Origin of the sequence: Oceanicaulis sp. MMSF_3324 (genome assembly GCF_030733545.1) — a bacterium.
In the GTDB taxonomy this organism is placed as follows: Bacteria; Pseudomonadota; Alphaproteobacteria; order Caulobacterales; family Maricaulaceae; genus Oceanicaulis.
Genome location: NZ_JASHIU010000008.1, coordinates 89977 through 106134, shown reverse-complemented (window position 1 = coordinate 106134; position 16158 = coordinate 89977). Strand labels below are relative to the sequence as shown.

At 62.0% G+C, this 16158-nt stretch carries 11 protein-coding genes; 6 read left to right on the top strand and 5 right to left on the bottom strand.

Going from position 1 to position 16158, the window contains the following annotated elements:
• Positions 1-47 precede the first annotated feature (47 nt).
• Complete coding sequence (locus RBA95_RS09500) at positions 48-920, top strand: hypothetical protein (RefSeq protein ID WP_306016606.1); 873 nt, start codon at positions 48-50, stop codon at positions 918-920.
• A gap of 6 nt (positions 921-926) precedes the next feature.
• On the opposite strand, the gene RBA95_RS09495 is transcribed toward RBA95_RS09500, so the two are convergent.
• The 3 genes from RBA95_RS09495 to RBA95_RS09485 all read right to left on the bottom strand — a co-directional run bounded on the left by RBA95_RS09495 (position 927) and on the right by RBA95_RS09485 (position 6294).
• Positions 927-2291: an MATE family efflux transporter gene (locus tag RBA95_RS09495; protein WP_306016605.1), complete on the bottom strand. Its 1365-nt coding sequence runs from the start codon at positions 2289-2291 to the stop codon at positions 927-929.
• A gap of 132 nt (positions 2292-2423) precedes the next feature.
• Positions 2424-4694: an NADP-dependent malic enzyme gene (locus tag RBA95_RS09490; protein ID WP_306016604.1), complete on the bottom strand. Its 2271-nt coding sequence runs from the start codon at positions 4692-4694 to the stop codon at positions 2424-2426.
• Positions 4695-4761: 67 nt separating this feature from the next.
• On the bottom strand, positions 4762-6294 hold the full coding sequence (locus RBA95_RS09485; RefSeq protein WP_306016603.1) for an NAD(P)H-hydrate dehydratase: 1533 nt from the start codon (positions 6292-6294) through the stop codon (positions 4762-4764).
• 147 nt (positions 6295-6441) lie between these two features.
• On the opposite strand from RBA95_RS09485, the gene RBA95_RS09480 reads away from it, so the two are divergent.
• The 4 genes from RBA95_RS09480 (at position 6442) to RBA95_RS09465 (ending at position 12638) form a co-directional block, all read left to right on the top strand.
• The gene (locus tag RBA95_RS09480; RefSeq protein WP_306016602.1) at positions 6442-6780 is read left to right on the top strand and encodes a P-II family nitrogen regulator; all 339 of its coding nucleotides are present in this window, start codon (positions 6442-6444) and stop codon (positions 6778-6780) included.
• A 56-nt stretch (positions 6781-6836) separates the two neighbouring features.
• Positions 6837-8243 carry a type I glutamate--ammonia ligase gene (glnA, locus tag RBA95_RS09475; protein WP_306016601.1) on the top strand — a complete coding sequence of 469 codons (1407 nt, stop codon included), beginning with the start codon at positions 6837-6839 and terminating at the stop codon, positions 8241-8243.
• 206 nt (positions 8244-8449) lie between these two features.
• Positions 8450-11797, top strand: coding sequence for an autotransporter outer membrane beta-barrel domain-containing protein (locus tag RBA95_RS09470; RefSeq protein ID WP_306016600.1), 3348 nt, complete (start codon positions 8450-8452; stop codon positions 11795-11797).
• 238 nt (positions 11798-12035) lie between these two features.
• Positions 12036-12638: a hypothetical protein gene (locus RBA95_RS09465; protein WP_306016599.1), complete on the top strand. Its 603-nt coding sequence runs from the start codon at positions 12036-12038 to the stop codon at positions 12636-12638.
• Here the strand turns inward: RBA95_RS09465 and RBA95_RS09460 are convergent.
• Positions 12635-13039: an ACT domain-containing protein gene (locus tag RBA95_RS09460; protein WP_306016598.1), complete on the bottom strand. Its 405-nt coding sequence runs from the start codon at positions 13037-13039 to the stop codon at positions 12635-12637. The two genes, RBA95_RS09465 and RBA95_RS09460, sit on opposite strands and share 4 nt — an antisense overlap.
• Positions 13040-13124: 85 nt before the next feature.
• On the opposite strand from RBA95_RS09460, the gene parE reads away from it, so the two are divergent.
• The gene (gene parE / locus RBA95_RS09455) at positions 13125-15272 is read left to right on the top strand and encodes a DNA topoisomerase IV subunit B (RefSeq protein WP_306016597.1); all 2148 of its coding nucleotides are present in this window, start codon (positions 13125-13127) and stop codon (positions 15270-15272) included.
• A gap of 21 nt (positions 15273-15293) precedes the next feature.
• On the opposite strand, the gene RBA95_RS09450 is transcribed toward parE, so the two are convergent.
• Complete coding sequence (locus tag RBA95_RS09450) at positions 15294-16139, bottom strand: penicillin-binding transpeptidase domain-containing protein (protein WP_306016596.1); 846 nt, start codon at positions 16137-16139, stop codon at positions 15294-15296.
• Between the last annotated feature and the right edge of the window lie 19 nt (positions 16140-16158).

Here is a 16158-nt window from a genome sequence, read left to right as displayed (position 1 = left end):
CTTTTAAACCCTTTGCGCCAGGGTAACGGTTCCAGAATGGAGTCCGCATGGCCGCAGTAAGCGCCTCTTATGTCTCGACACTCTATAACGCTGGCGCTGTGGCGTCGGGCGCAAACAAGCGTGCGTCGCTTCTCACGTCTTCTCTTGGCGACAAGCCGACAAGCGAGGTTGAAGACCGCCTTAGCGCAGCACTTGAAGCCATGAAGCGGGCGCCGGAGGAGAACCGGCAAGCCACACGCAACCGGGCCCGCCAACGGGTCGAGGCCGTTCGGGAACAGCTCAAACTCATCAAGGAGCTGTACGCCCAGAACCCCAAGGAAATGGCCAAAGCCCTCCGGCATCTGGTCAAGGAGCTCAAATCCGCGCTCAAGGCCTATAAAGAGGCGGGCGGAGACATGCAGACGGTCGGCGGCGCTGGCCTGACCGCCCCGGCGGCGGCCCCAGCGCCTTCTGAAACGCGGACAGCCCCAGCAGACGACGCGCTTTCAGCTGAGACCGACTCGGAGCAGGACGCGACGACTGTCGCCGCAGAGGTAGAGGCTGAAGAAGCCGCTCGCGCGACCGACCCCATGGCTGGTCCAGCATCCGCACCTGAACCGGCGCGCGCGTCGCTCGATGATCTTGAGGCGCGCCTCGGCGCGCTGATGGGTGATGAAGCGTTTGTCCAGTCAGTTGACGGGCTCAAGCGCAAGATCAAGGAATTGTTCGAAACCGCCAGGATCCAGTCCGCTTTCCTGGAGCGCGACAAGGCGCGTGACAGCGCTTTTGAAACGCTCGACAAGGCGCTCAAGACGCTTGATGAGGACGTCACCGATTACACCCGTGACGTTCAGGACGAGCTGATCGGCGTCCGCCTTCAGATCAAGATGATCGAGCGCGGGGAATTGTCCGCTCCAGCGGGTCTGGACGTGACGGCCTGAGCGGACCTAGCGCTTGCGGCCGTCCTCGGCGGTCAGAGGCGCAAACTTCAGGACCAGGAACGCAATCACCACACCGGCGATCAAGTTGGCCGCGAACAGGCCCCAGATCACGCCTGTCGCCCCGCCCAGCCAGTTGCCCAACCAGGCCAGGGGAATGATCAGCGCGAGCCCGCGGAAGGCATTGCACGCCACGCCGATCAGAGGGCGGCCCAGACCATTGAACCCGGCCGCCGCCGCCATCGCCACGCCATACCCGGCCATGGAGAACGGAGCGATCGCCCAATAGCTGCTGGCAATGGCCTGGCCGTCAGCTGAGGGCAGAAAGACCGGAGCGAGAAAACGGCTTAGCCCGAACAGCAGCACCGCCATCGCTAGCCCCCAGCCGGCGCAGAACAGGAAGGATTTCAAGAATGCCTCACGCACCCGGTGATCAAGACCCGCGCCGCCATTCTGTCCCGTAATCGGTCCGATTGAGCCCGACAACGCGAACAGCGGGATCAGGGCCAGCGCTTCGACCCGCATGCCCACGCCCAGGCCGGCGACCGCAGGCTCTCCAAAAGGCGCCATGGCGGCGAACACCATGGTGTTGGCGAGCGGCCCGATCATGTTCGATCCCGATGCCGGCGCACCGATGCGGGCGATTTCGCGCCAGTTCCAGAACAAGGTATCAAAACCGGGCCAGCTGAAATCGAGCAGTTTCTCGCGAAACACCAGAACGCCCAGCGCGATCAGGAACACCGCCATGTTCGCAATCAGGGTCGCCAGCGCCGCGCCGGTTACCTCAAGCGCGGGTATGGGCCCCAGGCCAAAGATCAGGATCGGATCGAGGATCATGTTGATGAAGGCCGCGATGATCATGATCACGCTGGGCACGATGGCGTCGCCCATGGCGCGCAACAGATTGCTGGCCACCATGGGGCCGACCATGAAGACCGCCCCGGCGAACCAGATCGTCATGTATTCGCGCACATAGGGCATCATCTGATCGGTGGCGCCCATGGCCCGGAAGACCGGCCCGATCAGGGGAATGCCGATCAGGCTGACAATCAGCACCACGATGAAGGACAGGCTGAGCGCATCTGTCGCCACGCGTTTGGTGGATTCTCCGTCGCCCCGGCCGGCAGCGCGCGCCACCACCGAGACGGCGCCAGCGCCCAGACCGATGGAAATGCTCATCACCAGCATCGAGACCGGAAAGACGAACTGGACGGCGGCTTGCTGATCGGTGCCCAGGCGCCCGACCCAGTAGGCGTCAATCACGCCCACCAGCATCATGGCCAGTATGCCGAAGCTCATCGGCGCGACCAGGCGCATGATGTGACGGAAGACCGACCCCTGGGTCAGATCGTTCGAGGCGCGGGTGGAGGCCATGAGAACGCTTTCTTGAAGTCGGAAAAATCAAACAGCGCCAAAGGTAGGATGCCCTCCGGCGCTGTTCCATGGCTGGACTGGAAAACGTCTATTCGTGATTGTCGAAAACTGACCGGCGGGTTTCCTCAGCCGTCAGGAATGCTGGTTCAGATCATACGCCGCCAGTCCGGCCAGGTTGACGATGTCGGAGACGTTCGAGCCGACCCGGGCGACCTGCACGGATTTCTCAAGGCCGATCAGAAGCCCTTCGATCACCGTCGCGCCGCCTGCTGACTTGAGCAGTCGGGCTGCGATGGAGGCGGAGTGCACCGCCGGCATGACCAGCACATTGGCGGCATCCGAGAGGCGCGAGAAGGGATAGCGCTCGCGATGGTTGGGATCGAGCGCAATATCGACGGCCATTTCGCCTTCATACTCGAAATCGAGATCCAGCTCGTCCAGACGCGATACGGCGCTCTGGACCTTGGTGGTCCGTTCGCCGGGCGGGTTGCCGAACGTGGAATAGCTCATGAAGGCCACGCGCGGATCGAGCCCCAGACGGCGCGCGGCATGGGCGGCCCCCACAGCGATGTCCGCCAGACCATCGGAGTCCGGGAATTCGGTCACATTGGTATCGGCGATCACCAGCATCTTGCCCCGCGCCAGCGCCACGGTCAGGCCGATCACCCGGCCGCCAGGCGCCGGATCGAGCACAAGGCGGATATCACTCATCGTATTGGTGAAGTGGCGCGTCACGCCGGTCACCATGCCGTCCGCATCCTCGAACTTAAGCATGCAAGCGGAAAAGACATTCCGGTCGTTATTCACAAGACGCTGAACGTCGCGGCGCAGATAACCCCGGCGTTGCAAGCGCTTGTACAGCCAGTCCGCATAATCGGCATTGCGGTCGGACAAGCGGGCGTTCTGGATCTCCAGAACGTCATCGGGCAGCCCCAGAGACCGCATGTTCGCCTTGGCCACCTCTTCGCGCGCCACCAGTACGGCCTGACCCAGCCCCTGGGACTGGAAGGCGAAGGCGGCGCGGATCACTGACGGCTCTTCCCCCTCGGCGAAGACGATGCGCTTGTTCGACCCCGAAATCGCCTGTGTGACGCGCTGTTGCAGCGCTGCGGTGGGATCCAGACGACGCGCCAGGGACTGGCGGTACTTCTCTTCATCCTCGATCGGAATGCGCGCCACGCCCGTCTCGATAGCCGCACGCGCCACATAGGGCGGCACGAAGCTGATCAGGCGCGGATCGAAGGGCGACGGAATGATGTAATCGCGGCCAAAGCGCAAACCGCCATCGGACTTGTTTGCGGTGGACACTTCATCGGGCACGTCCTGGCGCGCCAGATCGGCCAGCGCCCGGGCGGCCGCCAGCTTCATCTCCTCATTGATCGTCCGCGCCCGCACATCCAGCGCGCCGCGGAAAATATAAGGAAAGCCCAGGACATTATTGACCTGATTGGGGAAATCAGAGCGGCCCGTGGCGATGATCGCGTCTGACCGCGCCGCACGCACCTCATCGGGCATGATTTCCGGTGTGGGGTTGGCCATGGCGAACAGGATCGGGTCAGCCGCCATGGATTTCACCATGTCCTGGCTCACAATCCCGCCGGCGGACAGCCCCAGGAAAATATCGGCGTCGACCATGGCTTCCTTGAGCGTGCGCAGATCGGTCTCGCGCGCATGCTGGGCCAGTCGGTCATGAAGGTCATTGCGGCCCGTATGGACCACGCCGTTCACATCCACGACCGTGACATTGTCATGCTGGACGCCCAGCGACTTGACCAGCTCCAGAACCGACAGCCCGGCCGCCCCGGCGCCACAGAGCACCAGCTTGACGTCCTCGAACTTGCGATCGGTCAGATGGCAGGCATTGATCAGACCGGCAGCAGCGATGATGGCGGTGCCATGCTGGTCGTCGTGGAACACAGGAATATCGAGCTTATCGCGCAAGCGCGCCTCGATCTCGAAGCATTCCGGGCTCTTGATGTCTTCAAGATTGATCCCGCCAAAGCTGTCGCCGAAGCCGGCGACGCAATCCACGAACTTGTCCGGGTCGGTGTAATTGATCTCGAGATCAAAGCCATCAATATCGGCGAAGCGCTTGAACAGGACCGCCTTGCCTTCCATCACCGGCTTGGAGGCCGCAGCGCCCAGATTGCCGAGTCCCAGGATCGCCGTGCCGTTCGAGACGACAGCCACGGTATTGCCCTTGGACGTATAGTCGTAGACAGCGTCGGGGTTCTCGGCGATGGCGCGCACCGGCGCCGCCACGCCTGGCGAATACGCCAAGGCCAGATCGCGTTGAGTCGCCATCGGCTTGGTCGGGAGCATCGCCACCTTGCCCGGCGGGCTCGCGCGGTGAAACTCCAGCGCGTCAACGTCGGTCGAGGAGAACTTTTCTTTTTCGGACATGGCGATGATGGATCTATCTGGTTGGGTGGACAGGTAGGTGAGCTATACGCGTCTGCGGGTCCGCTTGCTACACCGGCGCACGCATCAATCTGCGCAGAGCCGCTTTGCGCAATTGCTGGCTGGCGACGCAATCAAGCGCGTGGGGCAATTGCGCCAGCACCGTATCCACACTGCTCCCCACACCCAGACGCCGCCCTGCGTCCCCGTGGACATAGACCGCTGCGGATGCGGCGTCATACGCGCTTTCACCCTGCGCGAGGAATGCGCCGATCAGCCCCGCCAGCACATCGCCCGTGCCCGCTGTCGCAAGACGCGGACTGGCATGAACATTGACCCGCACATCACCATCAGGTGCGGCGATGACAGTGTCCGCGCCCTTGAAGACGATAACCGCGCCGCTTCGCATGGCGGCCTGGCGAGCCCTCTCGATCTTGGTGGCGTCAGTCGCCTCCCCCGTCAGGTCCGGGAACAGGCGTGCGAACTCCCCTGCGTGAGGCGTCAGCACGCATTGGTCATGCAAGCCCTCAAAGAGCGCCTCCGGCTCGTCCTCGAAGACGCTCAAGGCGTCGGCGTCCAGCACCAGCGGGATCTCTTGGCACAGCGCCGATCGCACCTTGGCCTTGAGCCTGTCATTGACGCCAGCGCCCGGCCCCATCACGGCGGCGCTGGCGCGGTGCGCCCCGAGCACGTCTGCGAAGTCCTCAGCGGACTCATACGATCGCGCGACCAGGCTGTCTGAAGCAGAGGCGATTTCATTCAGCGCCCCCTGCCCCGACAGCAAAGTTACGAAGCCGGCGCCGCCAATCTGTCCAGCCCGAGCCGCCAGCCGCGCCGCGCCCGTGGCGCCATATCCGCCGGCCAGTACGCAAAGTCGACCCCGGCTGTGCTTGTGCGCATCTGTTTGCACGTCTGCGCCAGGTATGGGCCACAAATCTGGGTGGTTCACTGTCGCACAGGACGGCGCGGCTTCAGACCATCCCTCTGGTATTCCTATGTCACACAGCACCACCTCCCCGCATTGAGCGCGCGCGGGCGAGAGAAGATGGGCTTGTTTGTAGCGGTGAAACGTCACTGTCAGATCAGACCGGAAGACAGGGCCATCCATGGGCGTCAGATCACCGGACAGGCCGCTCGGCGTATCAATCGCAACGCAAACCCCGTCATGAGACTGGCTGTCTCGGGCCAGACGCGCCGCCTCACCTTCCAGCGGTCGATTGAGCCCGGCTCCAAACAGAGCATCCACAACCAGCCCAAAGCCGCTGAGATCGCATGCTCCAAGCGTCCGGACCTCGCCTCCCCATCTTTCAGACGCCCTGCGCGCATCTCCTTGCAGCTCTGATGGAGTAGCGAGCGAACAGACTTCCACGGGCCATCCCGCCGAACTCAAGGACGTGGCAATGACCCAGCCATCGCCTCCATTATTGCCCGGTCCACACAGGACAACGGTCGGGCGCGGCGCCCATCTGTCCATGATGGCCTGCGCCGCCTGGCGACCCGCCATCTGCATCAGACGCCAGCCCGAAACACCCTGTTCAATGGCGAAGGCATCAGCTTTCGCCATGGCTGAAACCGTCAATATGGCGTGGGGTTGCTCGGTCATTCCGCCCGGCTCCTGATATTTGCTCTACAATCGAGCATCCGCGCTCACAAATGAAACATTCGCGTTTTTGCGCATCTGCGCCGCGACACGATGACTTGCGATGCAGACCGTGTTCTTTAGCGTGCCAGTCGTGAGCGGAGGCCCCGAATGAAAAAAATCGAAGCGATCATCAAGCCGTTCAAACTGGACGACGTAAAGGAAGCCCTGCAAGAGATCGGTCTTCAAGGCCTGACCGTGACGGAAGCCAAGGGCTTTGGCCGCCAGAAGGGTCATACGGAGTTGTATCGCGGCGCGGAGTACGTCGTTGATTTCCTGCCCAAGATCAAAATCGAGCTTGTGATCCCCGATAATCGAGTCGAGGCCGCCGTAGAAGCCATTCAGAACGCCGCCCAGACCGGGCGCATCGGCGATGGCAAGATCTTCATCCTCCCGGTGGAAGGCGCGATCCGCATCCGCACCGGCGAGACCGATGATGACGCCATCTGAGCACACAGTTTCCAACCGTCCGCCAGCACCCACAGTCAGCAACTAAGGATACGACCATGTCTGCAGACAAGATCCTCAAACAAATCAAGGATGAAGACGTCGAGTTCGTCGACCTGCGCTTCACAGACCCTCGCGGCAAGCTGCAACACGTCACGTTTGACGTGGACATGGTCGATGAAGATTTCTTCGAAGAAGGCTCCATGTTCGATGGTTCGTCCATCGCCGGCTGGAAAGCCATCAACGAGTCCGACATGGTCCTGATGCCGGATCTGAACACGGCGGCCGTCGACCCGTTCTTCCAGCAAACCACGCTGTCGATCGTCTGCGACATTCTCGAGCCGGACAGCGGCGAAGCCTATAACCGCGATCCGCGCACCACGGCGAAGAAAGCCGAGAACTTCCTCGCCGCCTCGGGCATTGGCGACAAGGCGTTCTTCGGCCCCGAAGCCGAATTCTTCATCTTTGATGACGTGCGCTGGTCGACCGCGCAGAACAACACCTTCTACGCGCTTGATTCCGAGGAAGGCCCCTATAATTCCGGCGCCAAGATGGAAGGCGGCAACCTCGCCCACCGTCCGGGCCCCAAAGGCGGCTATTTCCCGGTGCCGCCGATCGATTCACTTCAGGACATGCGCTCTGAAATGCTGTCGGTGATGAAAGAGCTCGGCCTGCAGCCTGAAAAGCACCACCACGAAGTGGCGCCGTCTCAACACGAGCTGGGGATGAAATTCTCCACCCTCACCGAGATGGCCGACCGCATGCAGACCTATAAGTACATCGTGCACAATGTCGCCGCCGCCTATGGCAAGACCGCGACCTTCATGCCCAAGCCGGTCTATGCCGACAACGGCTCGGGCATGCACGTGCACCAGTCGATCTGGAAAGACGGCAATCCGCTGTTCGCAGGCGACAAGTATGCGGGCCTGTCGGACACCTGCCTTTACTATATTGGCGGCATCATCAAGCACGCTCGTGCGATCAACGCCTTCGCGAACGCGTCGACCAACTCCTACAAGCGTCTGGTGCCGGGCTTTGAAGCGCCGGTCCTGCTCGCCTACTCGGCGCGCAACCGGTCTGCGTCGATCCGCATTCCGCACGTGCCCTCCGCCAAGGGCAAGCGTCTTGAGACCCGCTTCCCGGATCCGGCCGGCAACCCGTACCTGACCTTTGCATCACTGCTGATGGCCGGTCTTGATGGTATCGAGAACCAGATCCATCCGGGCGACGCCATGGACAAGGACCTCTATGACCTGCCGGCTGAAGAGCTCAAGGACATCCCGACCGTCTGTTCGTCCCTGCGCCAGGCGCTCGAATCGCTCGACGCTGACCGCGACTTCCTCAAGAAGGGCGGCGTGATGGATGACGATCAGATCGACGCCTACATCGATCTGAAGATGGAAGAAGTCACGCGCATCGAACATCACCCGCACCCGGTCGAGTTTGACCTGTACTACAAGGTGTAGGACACACGCCTGATACACGGCGATGCGGCCGCTCCGGACCTGTCCGGGGCGGCCGCTCTCATTTCAGCCTCTTCTTCACAAAGCGAAATTGGCTGCGGCGCAGGACCGGGCGACGGTCGACGCGCACAAAACCATGGGCTAGAAAGACTCTCCTACGCACGTATGGTTCACCTCTTGTGAACTTGCGCCCGACCGGAGACCGACGCATGCGCCGCAGCCTTCTCGCCGCCGTTTCCCTGTCCGCCCTGATCGCCGCACCCGCCTGGGCGGATGAGGAGATCAACGACGAACGCACAGAGCCCGTTGAGACCGCGGATGCGGACGGCGCCGGAAATGCTGACAACATCGTCATTGGATCAAACGGACGCGTCACGCTGGTCGGCACGCCTGGTCCGGCCGTACGGGTCAATTCCAATCACGACCTGACGACCGAGACAGGCTCGACCATCAACATTCTTGATCGTGATAGCGACGGCAACTTCGTCGATGTTGATGGAGCTGTCGGGGTTCAAGTCGACTCAGGCGTGGACAGCGACATCACCCATGCGGGGCGCATCCTGCTCGATGATAGCCAGGATGCTGTGGACAGCGGCACCGATGATCTGACGGACACGGATGGCGATGGCCAGGCCGACGATCCCGATACCGAGGCCGATGGCGCCTTTGCCCAGGACCAGAACAAGACCGGCATCCTGCTTGGCGAGGTCGACAGCGATTTCGCGCCCGTCGACGGCCAGGCTCCGATCACCGGCGATATCAACATCACCAGCACGGGCTCTGTGGTCGTGCAGGGCCAGAACAGTTTTGGCGTCCGCGCGGTCACCGCTATCGATGGCGACTTCCTGAGCCGTGGCTCGGTCAACGTCACCGGTGAAAATAGCCGTGGCGTCTCCATCGAATCTGATGTCAGCGGCGATGTGGAAGTACGCTCCGTGACCGCGACCAGTCCCGGCGGCGAAGGCTTTGTCGTGGAAGGTGATGTGGGCGGCGGCATTCGAGCTAACGGTTCAGTGCAGGCCACCGGTTATCGAACCACTCGCCGCTTCAGCGGCACGCTGATGGCGCTGTTCGAAAGCGAAGCTGAAGCCGCCGAACGCGGCGATGTCGCCGACAATCTGGATTCGGGCTCGGCCTTTGTTGTGGCCGGCTCCGTTACCGATGGGGTTTTCATCTCTGCGACCGGCATCATCCAGGCCTACACCGGCAGTGGCGCCGGTCTGGAGATTCGTCCCGATGAGGGGGCGGACAGCGATGTGGTCATCGGTGAAGTCAGCCTGCCGGACGATTACACCGCTGATAGAACTGATGATGACGATGACGGCGATCAGCTCGGCTACGCTGTCGTCAATGAAGGACGGATCGCCAATAACGGCATCTTCGATGGCAAGGATGCGACGGCCTTCCTGATTGTCGGCCGAAACGACAATGGCGAATTGCGCTCGGTCATTCTGGGTCAGAACGGCATTTCCAACGCAGACACCATTCAGGCCATTGCCTATGACGGGACGGCAACCGCCGTGCGGCTTGGCGAAGGCGTCCAGGCGGAAAGTTTTCACAACACGGGCACGGTTCAGGCTTCTGCCAGCCTTGGCGCATCTGAAGACGGCTTCGCCGACGATGCGTTTGGCGCGGCTGTCGCGATCGCGCTCGATCTGGATGAAAACTCGCAACTGCGCCGTCTTCTCAATGAAGCCGGGACCATTACCGCAACGGTGACGGGCGGCGGCCAAAGCGCTGTCGCCATCCGTTCCAATGACGACAGTCTCGAGGAAATCCACAATACCGGCGTCATTAACGCGTCCGCCATCAATCTGACCGATGCGTTCTCGCAAGACGACATCCAAACGATCGCCATTGACGCGCGCAACAACAATACCGGCCTGCAAATCATTCAGGATCAGGCCTTTGATGACGATGGAGAGCCCCTGGGCACGCCTCTCATCCGCGGCGACATCCTTCTTGGGGATGGCGACGACCGGGTCGAGATCAACGCTGGCTCCATTGATGGCGACATCGCGTTCGGTCTTGGCGCCGACACCCTTGTCATCAATAACGCTTCTCTGAATGGCGCCATCAGCGATGCTGACGGCGACCTGGTGCTGGACGTCGCCAATGGCCAGATCGGGCTGACCGGGTCTGACGCGCTGGCCCTGCGCGATGCGATTTTCCGCAATGACGGCGTGCTGGAAGTGGTGATCGACACCGAAGGTCGCTCGAACGCCTTTTTGAACGCAACTGGCGATGTAACCTTTGAAGAAGGGTCCGCATTGTCGGTCGGTCTGGCCAATGTCATCGGCCAGGGGGGCACGTTTAACATCATTACGGCGGGCACCCTGACGATCGCGAATGAGGATGAAACGCTCACCACCTCGGACTCGCCGTATCTTTATAACGCCAGCCTTGAGCGTTCGAGCGAGGATGCGAACAAGATCGTTCTGACGCTTGAGCTGAAAACGGCGGAAGAGCTGGGCATGCACGCCAATCAGGCCGCCGCCTATGACGAAGCCCTGGCGGCTTTCCAGAGCGTGGAATCGTTGGGCGCGGCGTTTGCGAACCTACGCACGGCAGAGCAGTTTTACGGCGCATATGACCAATTGCTGCCCGAATACGCCGCCAGCGCGATCCAGTTCGCCCTCGCCTCCAATGACGCCGCCGCCGGCGCCTTGCAGGGCCGTCTGAGAAACGCCCGACTGGCGCCGGACAATCTGGCAGGTGTCTGGATTCAGGAATTCGGCTACTTCGCCGACCGGTCCAGCACGGCTTTTGGCGCCGGATATCGGGGCCAGGGCGTCGGCCTCGCCGTGGGCCTCGACCGTCCTGTCGGGCCGTTCTACGCCGTGGGCGTCCAGCTCGTTGGGGCCGCAAGCGAGATTGAGGAAAGCGATGGCTTCGACCAGCCGATGATCTCGATGTCAGGTCAGGTTGGCGGTTACGCCGCCATGGATCTTGGCGGTTTCGACATTTCGGGCAATATCGGCATTGGCTACGACTATTTCGAAACGGATCGCGAAATCCGCATTGGCGATTTCACAGCCCTGACGACTGCGGATTGGACCGGCTGGCACGCCACCGCCAGCTTCCAGGCGGGTCGCGACTTCGCGTTCGGCAACTGGGTGCTGCGTCCGGAAGCCGATCTGACCTATGTCACCTTGTTCGAGAGCGGTTACACCGAAACCACTGCCGGAACCAATGCTGACGCCATTTCCGATCTGGGCCTGGTCGTCGATGATCGCGATTCCTCGATCCTGCTCGGCTCTGGTACGTTGAGCCTTGCTCGGCGCTTCGGAACGGATCAGTCCTGGTGGGCGCCCTCCATTCGCGTGGGTTATCGCGGTGAGTTCTCAAGTTCCGGCGGCGAAACAACCGCGCAGTTCGGGCAGACGGGAAATCCCTTCACCCTGCGATCTGAACAGCTGGCAAACTCGGGGGCGCTCATCGGCTTTGGCTTGAGCGCAGGTTCGGACTACTCCACATTCACTTTCGCCTACGACGCGGACGTGCGTGATGACTTTGTCCGGCATGTCGCGCGACTGGTTATCCGCCTGACATTCTAGGACAACTACACATATTTACATTGCCCGTCAGAGGGGAATTTGGTGGGAACAAATCGTCTTCCTGTCCTGACCCCATGCATTGACGGCGAAGACATCGGGTCGGCGCGTATGACGCAGGCGCGCCGACCCCTCTTTCTTTCGCCCCCTTCATTACAACAAATACGCTCTCACGGTCCGATCACCGTCAAAGCCGTTTCACAGCCGGTTAACCGTGTCGCGGCAGAGTGGCGTCATGATGATGCGGTCTGCTCTTCTTGGCTTGTTCAGCCTCATGATTCTGGCCGGGTGCGCGTCAGGGCCGCCTGATCAGGTGCATGACGCCTGCCTGATCCTTCAGGACAATCGCAGCTGGTGGCGCGATCTTCAGCGCTCGGAGCGGCGTTGGGGGCTGTCACCGGGGGCCCAGCTTGCATTCCTGAAAAAAGAATCGAGTTTCAACCGCCATGCGCGCCCGGCCCGACGTCGCTTGTTGGGCTTCATCCCAGGCGCACGCCCCTCGTCTGCCTATGGCTACGCGCAAGCGCTCAACAGCACCTGGGACTGGTATCGCGAAGACACCGGTCGGCGCGGCGCTGATCGGGATGATTTCGGCGATGCGGTGGATTTTATCGGTTGGTACGCCAACAAGTCCCAGCAACTGTCCGGTATTTCGCTCGACGATCCATATTCGCTCTATCTGGCTTACCATGAAGGCCATGGCGGCTATAACCGGCGCACCTACCGCAACAAGGACTGGCTGCTGCGGGCGGCTCGAACCGTCCAGGCGGATGCACAGCGTTATGACAATCAGATCAGCCGGTGCGAACGGCGTCTGGGCCGCGGCCTGATCCCGTTCTTCTAGCGCCTTGCCGTCTCGGACAGCGTTTCGAGCACCGATAACGCCTGTTCGGCCCGTGTTTCCGGAACGAAGACATGATCATGGTGAAGCCCCGCGACCAGGTTGGCGCTGATCCCGGCTCTCGCCAGAGCCGTCGCGATTTGAGCGGTCAAACCCACCGCCTCCAAAGCCGAATAGACGCTCAGCGTGATCCGTCGACACGGGAATTGAACCGGCAGTCCGGCTGACAGGAGATGGTCATAAGGGGCGATCACCGATCGCCCCTCGTCTTCCTCAAACCAAGCCACCGTCTGCTCAGGCCAGGGCGTGTCCTGATCTTGAAGGGCGGCATAAGCATAGCGCTCAGGATCCAGACAGGGCTTCATATCGCGCAACAGCGCATCCAGATCCGTCAGAGGCGTCATTCGACCAGACTTTCCACATGGCAATGCCGTTCAGGCTGCGTGATCCCCTACACGATCGGATCAGGCTGGGGCAAATTGACTGGCCATGGCTGATGATTCGCAAGACGATCTGTTTTCCGCTCCGTCCGGCCCCAAGGGCCCGGCGACGCCGTCCGCTCCACGCGTGACGCCTTCCGAACCTGCGCCTGCACCCAAGGCGTCTGAAGCGCCGTCTGAGCCCAAACCCGAAACCGCCAAGCCTGCGCCGTCCAAACCCGCGCCCGCCCCGAGCGTCGCGCCGACCGCCGCAGCGGAAAACAAGGGTTATGACGCCGCCTCGATCGAAGTGCTCGAAGGGCTCGAGCCTGTTCGCAAACGTCCGGGCATGTATATCGGCGGCACCGACGAACGCGCGCTGCACCACCTGTTTGCGGAAATTCTCGACAACTCCATGGACGAAGCGGTGGCTGGATATGCCGACCGGATCGAAGTCACCATGGATGAAGGCGGCTTCGTCTCGGTCTCCGACAATGGCCGCGGCATTCCGGTCGACCCGCACCCCAAATTTCCCGATAAGTCTGCGCTTGAAGTGGTGCTGACCACCCTGCATGCCGGCGGCAAGTTCTCGGACAAGGCCTACCAGACCGCCGGCGGTCTGCACGGCGTGGGCGTGTCTGTGGTGAACGCGCTGTCCGAACTGGTCGAAGTCGAGGTCGCTCGCGACAAGACGCTCTGGCGTCAGATCTATGTCCGCGGCATCCCGCAGGGCCCTGTGGAGAAAATCGGCGCGGCGCCCAACCGTCGGGGCACAACCGTCCGCTTCAAGCCTGACCCGGAAATCTTCGGGCCGCGCGCTGTGCTCAAGGCCCCGCGCATCTTCAACATGGCGCGCGCCAAGGCGTTTCTGCGCCGCGGCGTCCAGATCCGCTGGAAATGCCCCGAAAGCCTGGTCGAAGGCACGGACATTCCGGCTGAAACCACCCTCGCCTTCCCGGGCGGGCTGGCTGACCGGCTTGTCGAGCTGACGCCCAACGCCTCGCTTGTCACCGACCAGTTCGCCGGTCGCGTCGAACGCGATGGCCGCATGGGCGCCGTGGAATGGGCGGTCGCGTTTTCCGAAAACGGGTTCGGCCCCGATGACAGCTTCTGCCAGAGTTTCTGTAACACGGTGCCCACCCCCATGGGCGGCACCCATGAACAGGGCTTGCGAGCCGCACTGTCCAAGGGCCTGCGCGCCTATGGCGAGCTGGCCAATGTGAAGAAGGCGGCCCAGATCACCGCTGACGATGTCATGGGCGGCGCCGGCATCCTGATCTCGGTCTTCATCAAGGACCCCGAGTTCCAGGGCCAGACCAAGGATCGCCTGTCCACGGCCGAAGCGGGCCGCCTGGTTGAACAAGCCATTCGGGACCAGTTTGACCACTGGCTGGCGGGCCGGCCCAAGGATGCCGCGCGTCTTGTCGAATGGGCGGTGGACCGGGCCGAAGACCGACTCAAGCGCAAGCGCGAGAAAGAGGTCAAACGTCAGTCCGCAACGCGAAAGCTTCGGCTTCCAGGTAAGCTGGCGGACTGCTCTCAGAATTCCGCCGATGGCGCCGAGCTCTTCCTGGTGGAGGGTGATTCCGCAGGCGGTTCGGCCAAACAGGCGCGCGACCGGAAGACCCAGGCCATCCTGCCCCTGCGCGGCAAGATCCTGAACGTCGCCTCCGCCACGGCTGACAAGATCGCGGCCAACCAGGAGATTTCCGATCTGCTGCTGGCTCTGGGCGTCCAGCCGGGCAAGAAGTTCGATCTCGAGGATCTGCGGTATGAGCGCGTCATCATCATGTGTGACGCCGATGTGGACGGCGCTCACATCGCCGCTTTGCTGGCGACGTTCTTCTACAAATTCCTGCCCGGCCTTATTGAATCGGGCCGCCTTTTCATGGCCCAGCCGCCGCTGTTCCGACTGACGCAGGGCGGCAAGACGCTCTACGCCCAGGATGAGGCCGAGAAGAACCATTTGCTGGAGACCGCCTTCAAGAAAGGCAAGGTCGAAGTCGGGCGCTTCAAGGGTCTGGGCGAGATGACCCCGCCCCAGCTCAAATCCACCACCATGTTGCCCGAGAGCCGTTCGCTGGCGCGGGTTGTGGTGACGCCTGAAATGCGTGAGAGCGCCGACGCGCTCGTGGAAACGCTGATGGGCAAGAAACCCGAACTGCGCTTCCAGTTCATTCAGGACAATGCGCCCTTCGTGGAAGAAGTGGACGTCTGATCCCGGACGTCCACGCCTGCCCTACTCGATCCGTTCGGTCACATCTGTCAGAAGAGCCTCGGCCATTTCACGGCGGAATGTCCGAATGCCATTGAAGCTTGAGGCTTCGGCATGCAGGGCGAAGACGATGGGTGCGCGCGCCTCCCTATCCAGATACCCGACATACCAGCCTTCAAATCGTCCTTCGAAATTGCCTAGCTCCACAGGTCCTGCGCCTGTCTTGCCATGCAGCGCGCCATCGGGCCTCTCGCCGGCCAGTGAGACTTCATCCAATGCATCAAGGCTCGCTTCGCTGATGCCCAGCTGGCGGTTCAGTAGACGCTCCAAAAAGGCGATCTGTTCACGCGGAGAAATTTCCAGGGTCTGGTCGAGCCAGAACCGATCTGAACCGTCCGCCACCTCGGCGTCGCCATAGGCCCAGGCGGGCAAGAGGTCCTGATAGGTCCGGGCGCCGATCTCGATAGCCAGGTCCTGAAACGCCCAGGCGGCGGACCGCGTGAACGCCGTTCTCAATGTCTGGTCCTGACGCCAGTCTGCGGGCCAGTAATTCGCGGCCGGACGCGCCTGCGAATCCCAAGGTAGTCGTGCCTCCAGATCTTCGGCCACGCCCGTTTCCAGAGCTATGATGAGATTGGGGATCTTGAACGTCGACCAGGGGCCCCGACGACGGTCTGGCTCGCTGCCATCCAGGACATAGGTGATGCCAGTTTCCATGTCCCGCGCAATGAAACTGACCTGGCGATCTCCGATCGCGGCCAGATGCGGGTCCCGGCTGAGGGTGAGTTCAATGGAATCTGACTGCGCGATGGCCGGCAGACTAACGATAAGGGCCGCCATCAGGCTCAGGCCCAGTGAGACAGGGTTCATCCGTGCATCCTCTTTCCTG